17 protein-coding genes are annotated in these 19894 nt (G+C 59.7%); 7 read left to right on the top strand and 10 right to left on the bottom strand.

Translation table 11 applies throughout. The features are described from left to right. Positions 1-23: 23 nt before the first annotated feature. The gene (locus tag ACRER8_RS00145) at positions 24-1268 is read right to left on the bottom strand and encodes a M20/M25/M40 family metallo-hydrolase (protein WP_431744357.1); all 1245 of its coding nucleotides are present in this window, start codon (positions 1266-1268) and stop codon (positions 24-26) included. A gap of 180 nt (positions 1269-1448) precedes the next feature. On the opposite strand from ACRER8_RS00145, the gene ACRER8_RS00140 reads away from it, so the two are divergent. Then, the gene (locus ACRER8_RS00140; protein ID WP_431744356.1) at positions 1449-1691 is read left to right on the top strand and encodes a DUF465 domain-containing protein; all 243 of its coding nucleotides are present in this window, start codon (positions 1449-1451) and stop codon (positions 1689-1691) included. A 299-nt stretch (positions 1692-1990) separates the two neighbouring features. On the opposite strand, the gene csrA is transcribed toward ACRER8_RS00140, so the two are convergent. The 3 genes from csrA to ACRER8_RS00125 form a co-directional block, all read right to left on the bottom strand. Beyond that, positions 1991-2179, bottom strand: coding sequence for a carbon storage regulator CsrA (gene csrA, locus ACRER8_RS00135; protein ID WP_062380972.1), 189 nt, complete (start codon positions 2177-2179; stop codon positions 1991-1993). Between the two features lie 516 nt (positions 2180-2695). Then, entirely contained in the window at positions 2696-4048 is a 1353-nt protein-coding gene (locus ACRER8_RS00130; protein WP_431744355.1) for a GntP family permease, read from the bottom strand. Between the two features lie 115 nt (positions 4049-4163). After that, positions 4164-4700, bottom strand: a complete 537-nt coding sequence (locus tag ACRER8_RS00125; RefSeq protein ID WP_431744375.1) for a gluconokinase — start codon at positions 4698-4700, stop codon at positions 4164-4166. Between the two features lie 273 nt (positions 4701-4973). On the opposite strand from ACRER8_RS00125, the gene ACRER8_RS00120 reads away from it, so the two are divergent. After that, positions 4974-5990 (top strand): LacI family DNA-binding transcriptional regulator, encoded by a 1017-nt coding sequence (locus tag ACRER8_RS00120; protein ID WP_431744354.1) that lies wholly within the window; start codon positions 4974-4976, stop codon positions 5988-5990. A 210-nt stretch (positions 5991-6200) separates the two neighbouring features. Here ACRER8_RS00120 and ACRER8_RS00115 read toward each other — a convergent pair whose 3' ends face one another. From ACRER8_RS00115 to glcD, 5 genes are all read right to left on the bottom strand, one after another. Continuing rightward, a complete protein-coding gene (locus ACRER8_RS00115) occupies positions 6201-8378 on the bottom strand; it encodes a malate synthase G (protein ID WP_431744353.1) in 2178 nt (725 codons plus the stop codon). Between the two features lie 191 nt (positions 8379-8569). Then, positions 8570-8977 (bottom strand): heme-binding protein, encoded by a 408-nt coding sequence (locus tag ACRER8_RS00110; protein ID WP_431744352.1) that lies wholly within the window; start codon positions 8975-8977, stop codon positions 8570-8572. A gap of 45 nt (positions 8978-9022) precedes the next feature. Next, the gene (glcF, locus tag ACRER8_RS00105; protein ID WP_431744351.1) at positions 9023-10246 is read right to left on the bottom strand and encodes a glycolate oxidase subunit GlcF; all 1224 of its coding nucleotides are present in this window, start codon (positions 10244-10246) and stop codon (positions 9023-9025) included. 3 nt (positions 10247-10249) lie between these two features. Further along, the gene (gene glcE, locus ACRER8_RS00100) at positions 10250-11323 is read right to left on the bottom strand and encodes a glycolate oxidase subunit GlcE (protein ID WP_431744374.1); all 1074 of its coding nucleotides are present in this window, start codon (positions 11321-11323) and stop codon (positions 10250-10252) included. A 23-nt stretch (positions 11324-11346) separates the two neighbouring features. After that, positions 11347-12846 (bottom strand): glycolate oxidase subunit GlcD, encoded by a 1500-nt coding sequence (gene glcD / locus ACRER8_RS00095; RefSeq protein ID WP_431744350.1) that lies wholly within the window; start codon positions 12844-12846, stop codon positions 11347-11349. A 460-nt stretch (positions 12847-13306) separates the two neighbouring features. Here glcD and glcC point away from each other — a divergent pair, with 460 nt between their 5' ends. From glcC to hppD, 3 genes are all read left to right on the top strand, one after another. Continuing rightward, positions 13307-14080: a transcriptional regulator GlcC gene (gene glcC / locus ACRER8_RS00090; protein WP_431744349.1), complete on the top strand. Its 774-nt coding sequence runs from the start codon at positions 13307-13309 to the stop codon at positions 14078-14080. A gap of 81 nt (positions 14081-14161) precedes the next feature. Continuing rightward, positions 14162-14794 (top strand): maleylacetoacetate isomerase, encoded by a 633-nt coding sequence (gene maiA / locus ACRER8_RS00085; protein ID WP_431744348.1) that lies wholly within the window; start codon positions 14162-14164, stop codon positions 14792-14794. A 142-nt stretch (positions 14795-14936) separates the two neighbouring features. Continuing rightward, a complete protein-coding gene (gene hppD / locus ACRER8_RS00080) occupies positions 14937-16013 on the top strand; it encodes a 4-hydroxyphenylpyruvate dioxygenase (protein WP_431744347.1) in 1077 nt (358 codons plus the stop codon). A 184-nt stretch (positions 16014-16197) separates the two neighbouring features. Here the strand turns inward: hppD and ACRER8_RS00075 are convergent, their stop codons facing one another. Continuing rightward, a complete protein-coding gene (locus ACRER8_RS00075; RefSeq protein ID WP_431744346.1) occupies positions 16198-16986 on the bottom strand; it encodes an IclR family transcriptional regulator in 789 nt (262 codons plus the stop codon). A 109-nt stretch (positions 16987-17095) separates the two neighbouring features. Here ACRER8_RS00075 and hmgA point away from each other — a divergent pair, with 109 nt between their 5' ends. Together hmgA and fahA are read left to right on the top strand one after the other, a co-directional pair. Then, positions 17096-18412 carry a homogentisate 1,2-dioxygenase gene (hmgA, locus tag ACRER8_RS00070; protein WP_431744345.1) on the top strand — a complete coding sequence of 439 codons (1317 nt, stop codon included), beginning with the start codon at positions 17096-17098 and terminating at the stop codon, positions 18410-18412. Continuing rightward, complete coding sequence (fahA, locus tag ACRER8_RS00065; RefSeq protein ID WP_431744344.1) at positions 18409-19707, top strand: fumarylacetoacetase; 1299 nt, start codon at positions 18409-18411, stop codon at positions 19705-19707. The genes hmgA and fahA overlap by 4 nt, the downstream gene beginning before the upstream one ends. Positions 19708-19894: the final 187 nt, after the last annotated feature.

Below are 19894 nucleotides of genomic sequence, written 5' to 3'. Positions count from 1 at the left end.
AGCGTTGACTCGCCGACGGGTGATTACTTCGCCTTCGCCAGCTCCATGATCATCCGGGTCAACAGGTAGATCCTTGGCGAAACGCTGTCCACCTCAGCATATTCCTCTGGTGTGTGGATGTTGCCGCCGACGATGCCGAAGCCATCGAGTGTTGGTACGCCCACACCGGCCGACAGGCTGGCATCCGCCGCGCCGCCGCTGCCTTCAATGGTCAGCTTGCGGCCGATTTCGCCGTAGATGCTTTGGGCGATGTCGACGAGCTTGTCCGATTCCGCGGTTTGCGGCATGGGGGGCAGACCACGTTCGAGGCGGGTAGTGACTTCGGTTTCCGGAATCAGTTTGTCGGCCGACACCCGCGCCAGGTCTTTCTCGATCCGGTCGAACTCTTCCGGCACCGCTGCGCGCACGTCAGCCTTGGCGGTGGCCTGGTCCGGAATCACATTGACCCGATCCCCGGCATTGAGCACCGTGAAGTTGATCGTGGTTTTCTTCTCGGGATCGCCCAGCTTGCCCAATTGCAGGATCTGATGCGCGGCTTCCATCGCAGCGTTGCGTCCCAGCTCCGGCGCCACGCCTGCATGGGACGCTTTGCCCTTCACTTCGACCACCGCGGTGGCGCTGCCTTTGCGCCACACCACCAGGCCATCCGCTGGACGCCCCGGTTCAAGGTTCAGCGTCACGTCGTGTTGCTTGGCGACTTTCTGAATCAGTTCGGTGGCTGCCTTGGAGCCGGTTTCCTCACTGGCGTCGAGCAGGAAGGTGATCTGTGCGTAATCCTTGAAGTTCAGGTTCTCCAGAATTTTCAGCGCATACAGACCGGCAACGATCCCGCCTTTGTCATCCATCACCCCAGGGCCATAAGCACGACCATCTTTGATGGTGAAGGGGCGGGCGGCGGCGGAGCCCTCCTTGAACACCGTATCCATATGCGCCATCAGCAGGATTTTCGCCTTGCCAGTGCCTTTGAAGGTGGCGACTACATGGCTGCTTTTGTCCGGCGCGGTGTTGGGAATGGTTTCGATGGTTGCGCCGAGTTTCTTCAACTCACCGACGGTGATGTCGCGGACCTGAGTCAGGCCGGGTTCATAACCCGAGCCGGTGTCGATGTTGACCAGTCGCTCCAACAGCTTGAGCGCTTCGTCCTTGTATTGCTCGGCGTCGGACTGCACTTGTTTGTCTGGCTCAGCGAAAGCGGGGGCAGCGCCACCAAAGGCAAGGCCCAGAGTCAGGGCACTGGCGAGCACAGAACGGGCAAAGGGTGAAGTCATGTGTCGATCCTTGATGTTGTTTGGAATTGTGTCGGATTACACCCTAGCGGTTTGAACAGGATTGTGCATCTTCAAATGCGTCCGCCTCAGCCACCAGACGGCCGTTCGACAGAAACGTCGAACCTTCTCGTTGCATTGGCCTCAATAACTCAACATCAGTCGTCAGAGGAGCAGCGCACCATGCCGGTCAAGCACGATTTGTTCGCGGATTTGGGGATCACCAAAGAGGAGCTGAGCAAGCGTCGCAGCAAAGACGCCAAGCTCAATCAATTGGTGGAAAAATACGACGCGCTCGATGCGGACGTCGTCAAGGCAGAGGAAGGATCAGCGGGCGATGTCTCGGATGATCAACTGAAGAAACTCAAGGAGAAGCGCCTGCTCGCCAAAGACAAAATCGTCCGGCAGCTGGAGCCAGTCGGCTGATTAGCACAGCGCCTGTATGTCTCAACGGCTGGTATTCCACGGAATCCCGGCCGTTTTTGTTTTGTATGGCGAACTCTTTGCGTCGAGGATGCATACATTGAAGTACGCGATAGAGCGGTTGGAGAAATGGACCGGACTTAATAAACCGTGGTGCGTTAGTTAGCGGGTAATACAATCGCCGCGGCACTTATGGATCCAATAGTTCGGACGAAAAAAAACGGCGTCAGGGACTACGCCGTTCATTCTTGTCTGCCGCCGGGGAGCAGCAGACTACTTGCTAAGAAGATGAACCGGGCGGTTCATTGCGGCTCTTGATTCGGCGCGATCTCGGCTTGAATGCGTTTGTAGATTTCTTCACGGTGAACTGAAACGTTCTTCGGCGCATTGATGCCGAGCCTGACCTGAAGGCCCTGTACGCCCAGAATGGTAACGGTGATTTCATCACCAATGTTTATGCTTTCGCCGACTTTGCGGGTGAGTATCAACATAATCTTTTCCTTGATGGCCTCTTGAAGCGCCTCTACCAGGAGGCTGGCGTTAGCCTTTGGGTGATGGTGATTGCCGAGTGCATCCAAATGCGTTCATCAGTATGACGCCATTGGCACGATTTTAATTCCCCAGGTTTATCTTCTTGTCATGGGCATGATTTTGCCTGAGGCCAAACGGCATGCGAATTTTGCCTGTTTTTGGCGGTAAATCCCCGAAGGGATTGGCTATGACCCTGATAGCCAGATTCGGGGCGGCGCCTATTGCACACTTCTTTCGCATTTATTGCAAAGAACTCGTGCCGGGCGGCGATGAAATTTTCATTAGTCGACCTGTACGTGATCTCCTAGAGCATTGTAGGAGACATCCGAATTGTGGGAAGGCAAAGTTCTAAACTTGGGGAGAAATAGCGACAGACTAGTCGTTTGCGGGTATCGGCAGGGTGCTTGCAGGTTGCGCCGCTCGCAGAAACGACATGCCCACCGCGAGGGTGGGCATGGAATGCAGCGGTCAGCTAATCAGACCACTAGCGACAACAGCATGATCAGAATGATACCGACCACGGACAGGATGGTTTCCATCACAGTCCAGGTTTTCAGGGTCTCGGTCACGGTCATGTTGAAATACTGCTTGACCAGCCAGAATCCCGCATCGTTCACGTGGGAAAGTATCAACGAACCTGCGCCGGTGGCCAGCACCAACAGCTCGCGGTTGACACCCGGCACCAACGCCACGACCGGCGCCACGATACCGGCACCGGTGATGGTCGCCACGGTCGCGGAACCGGTGGCGACACGAATCACCCCGGCTACCAGCCAGGCCAGAAGGATCGGTGAGATCTGTGCCTGCACGGCCATGTGACCGATCAGGTTGCCAACCCCACTCTCCACCAGCATTTGTTTGAAGCCGCCGCCAGCGCCGACGATCAGTATGATCGCAGCCACTGGCGCCAGGCTCTGATCGAGCAGCTTGATGATCTGCTCACGGCCGAAGCCGCGGGCCGAACCGAAGGTGTAGAACGCCAACAGCAAGGCGAAGAGCAAGGCGGCGATCGGGTGCCCGATGAAGTCCATCCACACGCGGAAGATATGGCCGTCAGGCAATGCCACGTCGGCGAACGTCTTGAGCAGCATGAGGAAGACCGGCAGCAGGATAGTGACCAGCGTGATACCGAAGCTTGGCAGGTTATCGTTGGTCGATTCCTTGGCAATCTGGTCCACCAGCTCTTTGGACGGATTACCAGGGATATGCTTGGAGATCCAGTTGCCGTAGATGGGACCGGCGATGATCGCGGTGGGAAGGGCAACGATCAGACCGTAGAAAATGGTCTTGCCGATATCAGCGTTGAAGATGCCGATGGCCAGCAGCGGGCCAGGGTGCGGCGGAACCAGGCCATGCACCGCCGACAGGCCAGCCAGCAGCGGGATACCGATCTTGACGATGGAAACACCGCTGCGTCGGGCAACGATGAATACCAGTGGGATCAGCAGCACGAAGCCGATTTCGAAGAACAGCGGAATGCCGACCAAAAATGCCGAAAACATCATTGCCCAATGCACGCGATCCTTGCCGAAGCGGCGGATGAGCGTCTGGGCGATCTGATCGGCACCACCGGAGTCGGCCATCAACTTGCCGAGCATGGTGCCAAGGCCAAGGATGATACCGACGAAGCCCAGCACGCCGCCGAAACCGTCCTGGAACGCTTTCATGACTTTGTCGACCGGCATGCCGGAGGTCAACCCGAGAAAACCCGAAGCGATGGTCAGTGCAATAAAAGGATGGACTTTGAACTTGGTGATCAGTAGCACAAGGCCAATGATCGTTACCAACGCATCAACGATTAGATACGTGTCTTGAGTCATACCGAACATGGGGTGTCTCTCCGTTGTATTTTGTTTTTTTGGAGCTACTGCTCAGCGCTGTGGTTCACTGCCGTGTGTACAAAATAAGACAGCGCTATCTTTGTTGCTCATGCCAGATCTTCAATCAAGAGCCGGTGTGAGCGGTGGCGGAAGAAGTCGACGCGGCGGTGGAAGAAGTTAATGAAGCACTCCACCAGTTAGCCGCATCGGCACCAAGGGTCTCGATCGACTTGGCGGCGTCCACCACCAGCGTACGATCTTCGCCATAAGGGGGTTCGAGGGTTGCGAACTGGCTGTCGACCAGGCTGGCCGGCATGAAATGCCCTGGGCGGTGCGCGCAACGTTCGGTCGCCAATTCCTTGGTCAATTCCAGAAACACGAAGCCCAGGCCCGGCACGGCTGCGCGCAGACGCTCGCGGTAGATGAGCTTGAGGGCGGAGCAGGTCAGGATCGGTTTTTCGCCGTTTTTCACGGCTTTGGCGACTTCTTCACCCAGGCGGGTGAGCCAGCCGGCACGGTCTTCGTCATTGAGCGGATGGCCAGCGCTCATTTTGTCGATGTTGGCTTGGGGGTGAAAGGCGTCGCCTTCGATAAGACGTCCACCGCTGTTCTTGGCAATTTCAGCGCCGACGGCGCTTTTGCCGCAGCCGGAAACACCCATTACCACGACGGCGGATATAGCATTTGGAGCAGTAGTCATAAAAACCTCGTCCCGAAGACAGCGCTGTCTTTGCCAGATTGTGTGCAAGTCCGGCAAGACTGTTTCCGGGTGTAGTCATTGTTATGGGTATCTCGCTGAAACATGAGATGCATCATCCTCGGTCGTCAACACGATCAAAGAAAGTTGCCGGCCTCCGTGAGATAGCGCTACCTTAGAGCCCATCCGACACAATCGCAACCCCTTCGGCTTCTACTTCCAATCAGTTGGCAACGCATGACACGCATTGGTTCCCGCTCCACCGGTCGTCCCACTCTCAACGAAGTCGCGAAACTGGCCGCCGTTTCGCCCATTACGGCCTCAAGAGCCCTGCGCGGCATCGCGACAGTGGCGCCGGAGCTGGTCGAGAAAGTGCGCGCTGCTGCGCAGAGTCTAGGCTATGTCGCCAATCCTGCCGCGCGGGCGCTGGCATCCTCGCAAAGTCAGTCGGTGGTGGTGCTGGTGCCATCGTTGTCCAACCAGCTGTTCATCGAGACGCTTGAGGCGATCCAGACCGTCTTGCGTCCTCGTGGTCTGGAGGTGGTGATCGGCAACTACCACTACTCGCCTGTCGAGGAAGAGAACCTGCTGCGCAGTCATCTGGCGAACCGACCCCGGGGCATCATGCTGACCGGCTTCGATCGCAGCCAGGCGGCGCAACAGTTGCTGGCGGCCAGCGGCGTGCCGTGCGTGCACATGATGGAGCTTGATCCCGCTCGCGCAGAGCCGTGTGTGGGCTTTTCCCAGCAGCAGGCGGGGGCTGCGGCCGCGCGGCATCTGTTGGGTCGCGGGCGTCGGCGTCTGGCTTATGTATCCGCGCAACTGGACCCGCGGGTGATCCAGCGCGGCACCGGTTTTCGTAGTGCCCTTGAAGAAGAGGGCCTGTATGACGAAACCCTGCAGATGGCCTCGCCGTTGCCTTCATCCATCGGTCTGGGAGGGGAATTGTTCGCCCGCCTGCTGGCCGAACATCCGGACGTGGACGGGGTGTTTTTCTGCAACGACGACCTGGCTCAGGGCGCAACTCTGGAAGCGCTGCGTCGCGGGATCAAGATCCCCGAGCAAGTGTCGCTGATCGGCTTCAATGACCTGCCGGCCTCAGCGCACATGGTCCCGCGTCTGACCTCGATCCGCACCCCCCGCGAACAGGTCGGCCAGCGCGCCGCGCAATTATTGCTCGGGCTGCTGGATGGCAATGTGCAGGAGGCGCAGGTGGATCTGGGGTTTGAGTTGGTGGTGCGGGAAAGCACCTGATGCTGTCGTTGTTGGCTCGGGGTCGTGGCTTTCACAAAACCGCGTGGCAGCGAATTCATTGGCGAGAGGCCAGCGCAGTCTATACATCGTCTTTGACCGTACTGCCGAATCGCGAATGAATTCGCTCCCACAGCTATTGCGCCAAGCGCACGACCCTTGCTGGATTGTGATCGTGCCCACGCTGAGCGTGGGCACGATCGTTGGTACCGATCAAGACTCCTTCTTGAACGCCAACCGGAACTCATGCAACAACGGCTCGGTATACCCGCTCGGTTGTTCGCGCCCTTTGAATACCAGTGCGCATGCCGCCTGGAATGCCACCGACTTGTCGAAGTTCTCCGCCATCGGCTTGTATGCCGCATCTCCGGCGTTCTGCTTGTCCACCACCTTGGCCATGCGCTTGAGGGTTTCCAGCGCGTAATGATCGTCGATCACCTTATGGCGCAACCAGTTGGCAATGTGCTGGCTGGAAATGCGCAGTGTGGCACGGTCTTCCATCAGGCCGACGTTGTGAATGTCCGGTACTTTCGAACAGCCCACGCCTTGCTCGACCCAACGCACCACATAACCCAGCAGGCCTTGAGCGTTGTTTTCGACCTCTTCGCGTATCTGATCTTCGGTCCATTTCGGGTCAGCGGTTACTGGGATGCTCAGCAGATCCAGCAGAATTTCCTCGCTGACGCTGTCCAGGTCGACCTTCTCCAGATCCTGCTGAATCGCCTTCACATCCACCTTGTGATAGTGCAGCGCATGCAACGTGGCGGCGGTGGGCGAGGGCACCCAGGCCGTGGTCGCGCCAGCTTTCGGCTGAGCGATTTTCTGTTCCAGCATGTCGGCCATCAGATCCGGCATCGCCCACATGCCCTTGCCGATCTGCGCCCGACCGCGCAAGCCGCATGCCAGCCCCACCAGCACGTTGCTGCGCTCGTAGGCCTTGATCCACGGCGTGGCCTTCATGTCACCCTTGCGTAACATCGCACCCGCTTCCATCGAGGTGTGCATCTCGTCGCCGGTGCGATCCAAAAAGCCGGTGTTGATGAATGCCACCCGTGCCGACGCCGCGTTGATGCACGCCTTGAGATTGACACTGGTGCGACGCTCTTCGTCCATGATCCCCATCTTCAGAGTGTTACGCGGGATCTTCAGAACATCTTCGATGCGGCCGAACAACTGATCGGCGAATTTGACCTCATCGGGGCCGTGCATCTTCGGTTTGACGATATACACGCTGCCGGCCCGCGAGTTGGCGCGATTGTGCAGGTCATGCAGGGCGATCAGGCTGGTGATCACGCCATCGAGGATACCCTCGGGAATTTTCTTGTTGCCGTCATAGAGAATCGCTGGGTTGGTCATCAGGTGACCGACGTTGCGAATGAACAGCAACGAGCGCCCGTGCAGCGTGATGCGGCTGCCATCGGCACCGGTGTATTCGCGATCGGGATTGAGGCGGCGAGTCAGGGTCTTGCCGCCCTTGACCAACTCTTCGGTCAGGTCGCCTTTCATCAGGCCCAGCCAGTTGCGGTAGATCACCAGCTTGTCGTCGGCGTCGACGGCGGCCACCGAATCTTCGCAGTCGATGATGGTCGACAGCGCGGCCTCCAGCAGCAGGTCTTTGATACCCGCCGGGTCGGTACTGCCAATCGGGCTGGTGGGGTCGATCTGGATTTCAATGTGCAGGCCGTGATTCTTCAGCAGGATCGCATCGGGCTGCAGCGGCTCGCCTTGATAACCGACATATTTTTCCGGCTGTGCCAAGCGCGACTGGCTACCGTCGGTGAGGGTGACCAGCAGTTCACCGCTGTCCACGGCGTAGGCCTTGGCGTCGACGTGTGAGCCGGATGCAAGCGGTGCGGCTTCATCGAGCAGGGCGCGGGCGAAGGCGATGACTTTGGCGCCCCGCAACGGGTTATAACCGGCCTTGATCTCCGCGCCATTGGCGCTGGAAATCGCATCGGTACCGTACAGCGCGTCATACAGCGAACCCCAGCGGGCGTTGGCGGCATTCAGCGCATAGCGGGCGTTGGCGGCAGGGACGACCAATTGCGGACCAGCCTGCTCGCTGACCTCGATATCGACCTTGCTGGTGGTTGCCTGAACCTCCCCCGGCACCGGTTGCAGGTAGCCGATGGAGTCCAGGAAAGCGATATAGGCGGGCATGTCGGTGACCGGCCCTGGGTTGGATTGATGCCACTTGTCGAGCTGAGTCTGCAGACGCTCGCGTTCGACCAGCAGATCAGCGTTGATCGGCGCCAGGTCGTGGACCAGCGAGTCGAAATCAGCCCAGAACACCTCCGAGGTCAGCCCTGTTCCCGGGAGCACGTCCTCGTCGACGAAGCGTTTCAGGTTGGCTGCCACCTTGAGATTGTGGCAGTTGACGAATTCGGTCATCTCGGACTCTCCGTTTAAAAATTCTGTTTGCTGGCGGGGCAGTGCCCGTGGGACCGAATTCATTCGCGAAAAATCTTCCAGGCGATGGCGATGCATCGACCCTGCCGACGTATCGCGAATGAATTCGCTCCCACAGATTCGTGGTCTGTCATGGATTGAGTGGAAATTCGGAACCAGCGTTTGCGGGCTGCTTAGCCCGCATTCAACGCCGCAACGCCGGCCTTGGCCACTTGCGCGTCCTGATCGGCCTTCACACCGGACACACCAACGGCGCCGATGGTCTCCCCATCCACGATCAGAGGCACGCCGCCTTCCAGCGAGGTCAGCAAGGGGGCGGTGACGAAGGCAGTGCGACCGCCGTTGACCATTTCTTCGTAACCCTTGGATTCACGACGGCCCAGGGCCGAGGTGCGGGCTTTTTCGATAGCGATATAACTGCCGATTGGCGCGCAACCGTCCAGGCGCTCGAAGCCCAGCAGATGACCGCCGTCATCGGTCACGGCGATGGACACCGCCCATCCGTTGGCCTGAGCTTCTTTGCGGGCGGCGGCCAGGATCTGGGTGACTTCGGTCTGGGTCAGTATGGATTTGCTTTTCATGCAGTTCTCCTGAGGATGGTCATAAAAGGTCCGCACGACCTGCGATCAACTTGGATGCAGGGCGTCTTCGATCAGTTCGATCCAGTGCTTGACGGGGGTACGCCCGGCGCTGGCAAGGTGGGTCTGACAACCGATGTTGGCGGTAGCGATGACCTCCGGTCTGCCGCTTTCCAACGCATTCATCTTGTTGTCGCGCAGTTGCTGCGACAGCTTCGGCTGGGTGATCGAGTAAGTGCCAGCCGAGCCACAGCATAAGTGACTGTCGGGCACCGTAGTCAAATTGAAGCCCAATCGGGTCAATACCGACTCTACCGCGCCGCCGAGTTTCTGCGCATGCTGCAGCGTGCACGGGCAATGAAACGCCAGTTTGGCGCTGGTGCAGGCGCCGAGTTTCTCCAGCGGTTCAGCACGCAGCACTTCCACCAGATCCTTGGTCAATGCACTGACCTTCGCGGCTTTTTCCGCGTAGTCGGGATCGTCGCGCAACAAATGCCCGTAATCCTTGACGAACGCGCCGCAACCACTGGCGGTCTGCACGATCGCTTCGGCGCCGGCCTGAATGCCCGGCCACCAGGCGTCGATGTTACGTCGCGCGCGTTGCAGGCCCTGTTCCTGTGCATTGAGGTGGTAGTCCACCGCGCCGCAACAGCCGGCTTGGGCGATGGATTTGACGCTGATGCCCAGCCGATCCAGCACCCGCGCCGTCGCCGCGTTGGTATTTGGCGACAGTCCGGGCTGCACGCAACCTTCCAGAATCAGCACCTGACGCGCATGTTGTTGCGTGGGGCGGGACTTGGCCGGGCGAACGTCGCCGGGCAGCTTGGATTTAAGACCGCCAGGCAGCAGCGGCCGGAATGAATTGCCCATTTGCGTCAGAGTCTTGAACAGCCCGGCGTTGGGCACCACCGCGCGCAGGCTCTCGCGCAGCAGGCGCTGACTCATCGGCCGTGGCACGGCGGCATCGACCACGGCGCGGCCAATGTCCAGCAGGTTGTGATAATCCACGCCCGAAGGGCAGGTGGTCTCGCAGTTGCGACAGGACAGGCAGCGGTCCAGATGCAGCTGGGTTTTCTCGGTGACTTCGCGGCCTTCGAGCACTTGCTTGATCAGGTAAATCCGCCCGCGTGGGCCGTCCAGCTCGTCGCCCAGCAGTTGATAGGTTGGGCATGTGGCGTTGCAGAAACCGCAGTGCACGCAGCTGCGCAGAATGCTTTCGGCTTCTTCGCCACGGGGCAGGCTTTTCGCGTGTTCGCTCAGGGTGGTCTGCATGATTCAAATCTCTGCGTACATTCGGCCCGGATTGAAAACTCCGTGCGGATCGAGTTGCGCCTTGAGCTGGCGGTGATAGCGCAAGACCGGCGTTGCCAGAGGCTGAAACGGGGTGTCGTCCAAGCCGTGGCTGTAACAGGTAGCGTGGCCGCCGACCGCGTTGACGATGGCGCGAATCTCGCTGCCGCAGGCGGAGCTCTTCAGCCAGCGTTGCGCGCCGGCCCAGTCGATCAACTGTTCGCCCGGCAGGTCCAGCACGCCGGTGTTGGTTGGCAGCGACAGGCGCCACAGCGGTCGGCCATCGGTGAAAAAGTCCAGTCGATGTTCGTTCAGCGCACGCCAATAAACTGGATCGATGGACTCGCCGCCCAAGCGATCATGGGCCGCCGCCACCGAGCCTTCGCCGCCTTCCAGACGCAGACGCAGCACGCGACCATCGTGGCTGGCGGCGCTGATCGGCAACGGCTGCTGACCCCATTCGGCCAGGCGGGCGAGGGCGCGAGTGCTGTCCATTTCCAGGGCAATGCTGGTGCACAGCCGCGGTTTGGGCAGGACTTTCAGCGAGACTTCGGTGATCACGCCCAGGCAGCCAAAACTGCCGGCCATCAGGCGCGACAAGTCGTAGCCGGCGACGTTCTTCATCACCTCGCCGCCGAATTTCAGATGCTTGCCCAGGCCAGTGATCACCCGGGTGCCGAGCACGAAATCGCGTACCGACCCTGCCCAGGGCCGACGTGGCCCGGACAGTCCCGCAGCGATCATCCCACCGACCGTGGCATCACCTACGCCGGCGTCGCTGAATGTCGGCGGCTCGCACGGCAGCATCTGTCCGGCCTGTTCCAGTGCAGCGTTCAGTTCGCTGAGTGGAGTGCCGGCGCGGGCGGTGATCACCAGCTCGGTCGGATCATAAGTGACGATGCCTCGGTGAACGCGCGTGTCGAGGACTTCACCGGCCACTTCTCGACCGAGAAATGCCTTGCTGTTGGCGCCCTGGATGCGCAGCGGCAGGCCGACTTGAATCGCCTGATTGACCTGTTCGAGCAGCACTTGGCTGGCATCGCGATCCTGAGCGCTGATATTCAATTGACGTTCGGCACCCATCAGAAACGCTCCAGTTCAGGGAAGGGCAACTTGCCCATGTGCACGTGCATCGCGCCGAATTCCGCGCAGCGATGCAGGGTTGGAATGTTCTTGCCGGGGTTGAGCATGCCGCTGGGGTCGAACGCCGCTTTCACTGCGTGGAACAGCGTCAGCTCATCGCTGTTGAACTGCGCGCACATTTGATTGATCTTCTCGCGACCCACACCGTGCTCGCCGGTGATGCTGCCGCCGACTTTCACGCACAGTTCGAGAATCTTGCCGCCCAATGCTTCGGCCCGGTCCAGTTCGCCCGGCTGGTTGGCATCGAACAGGATCAACGGGTGCATGTTGCCGTCGCCCGCATGGAAAACGTTGGCGACGCGCAGGCCGTATTCCTCGGACAGCGAGGAAATGCCCTTCAACACGCCCGGCAATTCCCGACGGGGGATGGTGCCGTCCATGCAGTAGTAATCCGGCGACAGCCGACCGACCGCGGGGAAGGCGTTCTTGCGCCCGGCCCAGAAGCGCACGCGTTCGGCTTCGTCTCTGGCCTGACGCACTTCGGTAGCGCCGGCCTTTTCCAGCACCGCGCGTACCCGATCGCAGTCGGCGTGAACGTCGGCCTCGACGCCGTCCAGTTCACACAGCAGAATCGCTTCGGCGTCCACCGGGTAACCGGCGTGAATGAAATCCTCGGCGGCGCGGATCGCCAGGTTGTCCATCATCTCCAGCCCGCCGGGAATGATCCCCTCGGCAATGATGTCACCCACAGCGCGACCGGCTTTCTCTACGGAGTCGAACGCAGCCAGCAGCACCCGCGCCACTTGCGGCTTGGGCAGCAGCTTCACCGTGACTTCGGTGATGATGCCGAGCATGCCCTCGGAGCCGGTGAACAGCGCCAGCAGATCGAAACCAGGGGTATCCAGCGCATCGGAACCAAGCACCATACGCTCGCCTTCGACGGTGAGGATGTCGACTTTGAGCAGGTTGTGCACAGTCAGGCCGTACTTGAGGCAATGCACGCCGCCTGCGTTTTCGGCGACATTGCCGCCGATGGAACAGGCGATCTGCGAGGAAGGATCAGGCGCGTAATAAAGGTCATATGGCGCAACTGCCTGAGAGATCGCCAAGTTGCGCACGCCGGGTTGTACCCGAGCGAAGCGCCCGGCCGGATCGATGTGCAGGATCTTGTTGAAGCGCGCCATCACCAACAGCACGCCTTTCTCCAGCGGCAGCGCGCCCCCAGACAATCCGGTGCCAGCCCCACGGGCAACCACCGGTACGCCGCGTTCGTGGCAGACCTTGAGTAACATCTGCACCTGCTCGACCCGTTCTGGCAGCACTACGAGCATCGGCGTGGTGCGGTAAGCGGAGAGACCGTCGCATTCGTAAGGGCGCAGTTCTTCCTCACGATGGAGGATGTCCAGATCAGGCAGTCGCGCTTGCAAGGCCTGCAGTAGCTGGGCCTTGTCGACGGCAGGCAACGCGCCATCGACGCGTTCGTCGTAAAGAATATTCATGATGGCTTCGCAATTCCCTTCTTGTTTTTATAAAGGGCGTATTTATATGAGGCCCGTTCTTGATCAGAACGTTCTACGGCTGACTTGCATCATTGGCCGTGCGGTCTTTACTGTCTATGTCCCAATGCACTGGTCGAACCAGTTTTTTTCGGCATTTGCACAGTGATATTCAAAAAAAATGGTGTTAATCAATGGCTTGTTCAGGAATATGCGGATGACGGGTTCTCGGTTTGTCTCTGGTCATACCAGTTGGCCTCATGTCCGCCGAGCACCGCGTACAAGTAGGAGCCGGCTTGCTGGCGAACCGAGCGTGTCAGGTCGTGATGAATTGACTGCTACACCGCATTCGGCAGCAAGCCGGCTTCTACAGGGTTAGCCGGTTCGGAGGAAGCCATCGCCGGCAAGCCGTGCTGCTACAGAATTCGCGTTGCATCGACTTTCCTTGTTGGAGCCAAACGGTATGGAACACCCCGCAAAAAAACTCCCGCAACAAGTGGCCGACGTGGTCAGTGAACGCATCGAGCGGCTGATCGTCGATGGTGTGCTCAAGGTCGGGCAGTTGCTGCCTTCCGAACGGCGTCTGACCGAAAAACTCGGCGTCTCTCGCACGGCGCTGCGTGAAGGCCTCAAGCTGCTGCGCGCCCGGGGCATCATCGAAACCCGACATGGCCAGGGTTCCTTCGTCGCGCAGATGGGCGGCTTGGGGATAACCGATGCCTCGCCCCTCATGCACCTGTTCGCTTCGCAACCGCGTACGCTGTATGACTTGTTCGAAGTCCGCAGTCTGCTGGAAGGGGAGTCCGCGCGGTTGGCGGTCCTGCGTGGCACCGACGCCGATTTTGTGTTGATCACCCGCGCCTACGATGCCTTGCTCGCCGCCCACGATCACGAACTGGCGGCCTCCGACCATGCGCGGCTGGACCATGCCTTTCATCTGGCGATCAGCGAGGCCTCTCACAACGCCGTGCTGGTCCAGACCCTACGCTCATTAACCGACCTGCTGCTCAATACCGTGTTCGCCTCGGTCAACAACCTCTACCACCGCGAAGCGCAAAAGCGCCAGATCGATCGTCATCATGCCCGGCTCTACAATGCCGTCACCGGTCGACTCCCGGAACAGGCGCGCAAAGCCGCCGTGGCGCATATCCAGAGCATCTGCGAAAACCTGCGGGAAATCGAAAACGAAGAGCAGCGTCTGGTCAGGGCGACGTTACGGCTGGAGGGCTGGGCCTGACCTTGACAGTCGCAGGTTTATGTCGCAACTTACGCATTGCGTAAATCGTTTACGAAAATAACAAGAAAACAGGCCCTACCCGTGGATCTTTATACCTACTACCGATCGACCTCCAGCTATCGGGTGCGAATTGCCCTGGCGCTGAAGGGCCTGGACGTCAACGCGATCCCGGTCAACCTGATTCGTGACGGCGGCGAGCACCGCAAGCCCGATTACCTGGCAATCAATCCCCAGGGCCGGGTTCCTGCGCTGAGGCTGGATGCAGGTGAGGTGATCATTCAGTCGATGGCCATCATCGAATACCTTGAAGAGCGCTCGCCGACGCCTGCGTTGCTACCTGCCGATCTGCTCGAACGCGCGCGGCATCGTGAAGTGGCGGCGCTGATCGGCTGCGATATTCACCCGCTGCACAACGTCGCGGTGCTTAATCGCCTGCGCGGCCTGGGCCACGACGAGGGTGATGTGACAGCCTGGATCGGCCACTGGATCACCGAAGGTTTCGCCGCGGTTGAAGCACTGATCGGCGACGAAGGTTTCTGCTTTGGTGCCGTCGGTCTTGCCGATGTCTACCTGCTGCCGCAGCTCTACGCGGCGCGCCGTTTCAATATCGATCTGAGTGCCTTCCCGCGCATCTGTCGGGTCGAGGCGCTAGCGTTGCAGCATCCGGCTTTCCAGAAAGCGCACCCTGATGCGCAATTAGATAAGCCGGAGTAACCTTTCCTACATGAAAATCCTTGGTTTGCAATTGATCTTCGGCGACTTCCTCGCCCGCAGCGTACGGGGTATTCCGTGTGCGCCACCCGCTGAACAGTGATCTTCGCCGCAGTGCATTTTACTTTTTAGCAGGAGCAAGACCGTGACTGATCTCTACGAAAATCCAATGGGCCTGATGGGCTTCGAGTTCATCGAATTCGCTTCGCCGACTCCCAATACCCTGGAGTCCGTGTTCCAGATGATGGGCTTCACCAAGGTCGCCAACCACCGTTCCAAGAACGTGGCGCTGTATCGCCAGGGTGCGATCAACATCATCCTCAATAACGAACCCCACAGCGAAGCGTCGTACTTTGCCGCCGAGCATGGTCCTTCCGTGTGTGGCATGGCATTCCGGGTCAAGGATTCGCAAAAGGCCTACAAACGCGCCCTGGAACTGGGCGCACAGCCCATCGAAATCGCCACCGGGCCGATGGAGCTGCGTCTGCCGGCAATCAAGGGCATTGGCGGGGCGCCGCTGTATCTGATCGATCGTTTTGGCGAAGGCACGTCGATCTACGATATCGACTTCGTGTTCATTGAAGGCGTCGAACGTCATCCGGTAGGCGCGGGGCTACAGTTCATCGATCACCTGACCCACAACGTCTATCGCGGGCGCATGGCGTACTGGGCGAATTTCTATGAAAAGCTATTCAACTTCCGCGAACTTCGCTATTTCGACATCAAGGGCGAGTACACCGGCCTGACCTCCAAGGCGATGACGGCGCCGGACGGCTTGATCCGCATCCCGCTCAACGAAGAGTCGTCGAAGGGCGCCGGGCAGATCGAAGAGTTCCTGATGCAGTTCAACGGCGAAGGCATTCAGCACGTCGCGTTTTTCACCGAAGACCTGATCGATACTTGGGACCGTCTCAAGGCCCTGGGCATGCGCTTCATGACCGCGCCGCCTGATACCTATTACGAAATGCTCGAAGGTCGCCTGCCAAATCACGGCGAGCCGGAACACGAACTCAAGGCCCGCGGCCTCTTGCTGGATGGCACCTGCGAGGGCGGCAGTAAGCGGCTGCTGCTGCAGATCTTCTCGGAAACGCTGATGGGGCCGGTGTTCTTCGAGTTCATTCAACGCAAGGGCGATGATGGTTTCGGCGAGGGCAACTTCAAGGCGCTGTTCGAATCCATTGAGCGTGATCAGCTGCGTCGTGGCGTTTTAACTGCGGATTGAAATCCCGCGGCTGACGTTATTTGACCTGTGTGGGATTGAGGTCTTATGGCTGATGCTGTTTGACCTGTGGGAGCGAATTCATTCGCGATTGGCCAGTGCAGGCGATGCACAACCAGCGCCTGGAATGCCGCTTCGCGAATGAATTCGCTCCCACAAGGTTTGTGTTCGACGTAAACCCAAGGGCTCAGCCCGGCATGTGCCCACCCATCCGTGCGCTGATGGCCTGCGCCGTTTCCCGCAGCCGCTGCGCTGCCGCAGCCTGACGCTCGTCGGTAAACACCGACGCTGAACCCACGATCGTGACCACGCCTACCAGTTTGCTGCCCATGGCGAACACCGGCGACGACACGGCATTGACCCCGGCCATGAGCAAGCCATGAACCTGATGCACACCGGTGCTGCGGATTTCCTTGATGTGGCGGTCGATCTCTTTCAATTGTTTGCCACTGAGGCTTGTGGACTCGGCTTCGCGCAATGCTGCGGTTTCGGCATCCGACAAAAACGCATCGAACACCAGCCCCGTAGACGAACTGAGCAGCGGCAACACCGAGCCGATCTGCGTGACCAGCGTGACCGCGCCCAACGACTGTTCAACGTAGACCACCGTCGGGCCTTTGTTGCCCCAGACCGCCAAGAAACAGCTTTCGTTGATTTCGTCGCGCAGTGCGATCAGCTCCGGCGCGCTGATTTTCAACACATCCAGCTGGCTCAGCGCGGCCAGACCGACCTGCAAGGCTGAACGTCCCAAGCGGTAATGATTGGTGGCCGGATCCTGCTCGGCGAAACCACTGTCCACCAGGGCTTGCAGATAGCGGTGGACCTTGCTGGCAGGCATGCCGACGTATTCGGCGAGTTTTGACAACGAGGTGGCAGGCGCGAGTTCGGCCAGCGCCTTGAGGATGCCCATGCCGACTTCGGCGGATTGCACTTTCTGCTGGCGCGAAGCGGTGGGATTTGCGGTGTCTTCGGTCATGAGCGAGAAGTGCGCCAATTGGGAAGGCTGCTTTATAGCTTGACCGTTCGGCAAACTCAAATTACGTTATGCGTAATCCGCTTACGTAAAACAAGAACAAGAGGTCGAGATGTTCACTACACCTGCATCCGAGGCTTTGAGGTATCAATCCGGCTTCGGCAATCAATTCAGCAGCGAAGCAGTGTCCGGTGGATTGCCCGTAGGCCAGAACTCCCCGCAACGCCATTCGTTGGGCCTCTATACAGAGCAGTTCTCCGGCACTGCCTTCACCGTCCCCCGCGCGGAAGCCCGACGCACCTGGCTGTACCGGATCAAACCATCTGCAGCGCACCCACAGTTTCAGCGTCTGGAGCGGCAGATCATTGGCGGCGGGCAAGGGCCAATCAACCCTAACCGCCTGCGCTGGAACGCCTTTGATATTCCCGCCGAGCCCACTGATTTCATCGAGGGCCTGATCGCTCTGGCCAGCACTTCGGCTCCGGATCAGGCCGAAGGCGTCAGCGTTTACGTCTACACCGCCAACCGCTCCATGGAGCGTGCATTCTTCAATGCTGATGGCGAATGGTTGATCGTTCCGCAACAGGGCCGCTTGCGCCTGATCACTGAACTCGGCCTGCTTGACATTGAGCCGCAAGAAATTGCCGTTATCCCGCGCGGGTTGAAGTTCAGCGTGCAATTGCTCGATGGGCAGGCCCGCGGCTACATTTGCGAAAACCACGGTTGTGCCCTACGTCTGCCGGACCTCGGGCCGATCGGCAGCAACGGGCTGGCCAACCCGCGGGATTTTCAGGCGCCGGTGGCTCATTTCGACGACAGCGCGCAACCCACCGTGCTGGTGCAGAAATTCCTTGGCGAACTCTGGGGCACCCGGCTTGAGCACACGCCATTCGATGTGGTCGCCTGGCACGGCAACAACGTGCCCTACAAATATGACTTGCGCCTGTTCAACACCATCGGCACCGTCAGCTACGACCACCCAGACCCTTCGATTTTCACTGTGTTGACTTCACCAAGCGCGACTCACGGCCAGGCCAATGTCGATTTCGTGATCTTTCCGCCGCGGTGGATGGTGGCGGAAAACACCTTTCGTCCACCGTGGTTCCATCGCAACCTGATGAACGAGTTCATGGGCCTGATCGACGGCGCTTATGACGCCAAGGCCGAGGGCTTCATGCCCGGCGGTGTCTCGCTGCACAACTGCATGAGCGCCCACGGCCCAGATAATGCCACTGCTGAAAAAGCCATGAGCGCCGAACTCAAACCGCACAAGATCGAACAGACCATGGCTTTCATGTTCGAGACCGGCAAAGTCCTGCGCCCCAGCCGCCACGCACTGCAGTGCCCGCAGTTGCAAAGTGACTACGACGCCTGCTGGAACGGCATCGCCAGAACCTTCATCCCCCTCGATACGGACAGCCACCGATGAGCTCTCTTGAACACTTGCGCAGTTGGGTGACCTCGGCCAACGAGCATCCTGATTTCCCCCTGCAGAACCTGCCATTTGGCGTGTTCAGCCGTCCTGGCCTCGATAAGCGTGGCGGGGTGGCGGTCGGCGACTGCATTTTCGATCTGCAGGTGGCCATCGAGGCGAACCTGTTCGACGGCACCTCGCGGGTTGCCGCCGAGGCGGCCAGCCGTGGGCAGCTCAATGATTTCTTTGCCTTGGGTGCTTCGCCACGTCAGGCGTTGCGTCGCGAGCTGTTGAAGCTCCTGGATGAAAACAGCCCGCAGCGCGAACGCCTGCAAGCGTTGGGCGAAACCCTGCTGGTGCCGATGCGTGACTGCCAGATGCACTTGCCCGCGCACGTGGGCGACTACACCGACTTTTACGTCGGCATTCACCACGCGATGAACGTCGGCAAGCTGTTCCGCCCGGACAACCCCCTGCTGCCGAACTACAAATACGTGCCCATCGCCTACCACGGTCGTGCCTCGACGCTGTGCGTGTCGGGGACTCCGGTCAAACGCCCCAATGGCCAGACCCTGGCACCCGGCGCGGATGTGCCCGGATTCGGGCCGAGCAAGCGCCTGGATTATGAGCTGGAAGTCGGGGTCTGGATGGGGCAGGGCAATGAGGCCGGCGAGCCGATCGGCATTGCCGATGCGAGCGAGCATATCGCCGGTTTCTGCCTGCTCAACGACTGGTCTGCCCGCGATCTGCAAGCCTGGGAGTATCAGCCACTGGGGCCGTTTCTATCGAAAAGCTTCGCCACCAGTATTTCCCCTTGGGTTGTAACTGCTGAGGCGCTGGCGCCATTCCGCGCCGCACAACCCAAGCGTCCGTCTGGCGATCCACAACCGCTGGACTATCTGTTCGACGAACAGGATCAGAAGCAGGGCGCGCTGGATATCGAACTTGAAGTGCTGCTGCTGACCGCGCAGATGAAAGAACAGGGCATTGCGCCGCAGCGTCTGGCCTTGAGCAATACGCTGAACATGTACTGGACCGTCGCGCAGATGGTCACTCACCACAGCGTCAACGGCTGCAAATTGCAGGCGGGCGATCTGTTCGGCACCGGCACGTTGTCCGGCCCGCAGGCAGGGCAGTTCGGCAGCCTGCTGGAGATGACCGAAGGCGGCAAACACGCGGTGGAGTTACCCTCCGGCGAGACGCGCAAGTTTCTCGAGGCGGGGGACGAGGTGATCCTCAAGGCAAGATGCCGTCGAGAGGGCCAGGTGGCTATTGGGTTTGGCGAGTGTCGTGGAGTGATTGTGGGTTGAGTCCCACGGACCTGGACGAACGCTTACCGTAGGAGCCGGCTTGCTGGCGAACCGCGTCGTGTCAGCCAACGTCCACGTAGCTGACACGCCGCTATTCACTGTAGGAGCCGGCTTGCTGGCGAACGCGTCGTGTCAGCCAATACCCATGTAGCTGACACACCGCTGTTCGCCAGCAAGCCGGCTCCTA

This window comes from Pseudomonas sp., assembly GCF_050739935.1.
GTDB lineage: Bacteria > Pseudomonadota > Gammaproteobacteria > Pseudomonadales > Pseudomonadaceae > Aquipseudomonas.
The sequence above is the reverse complement of the archived record's forward strand: the minus strand, read 5'-3'. Positions and strand labels throughout refer to the sequence as shown.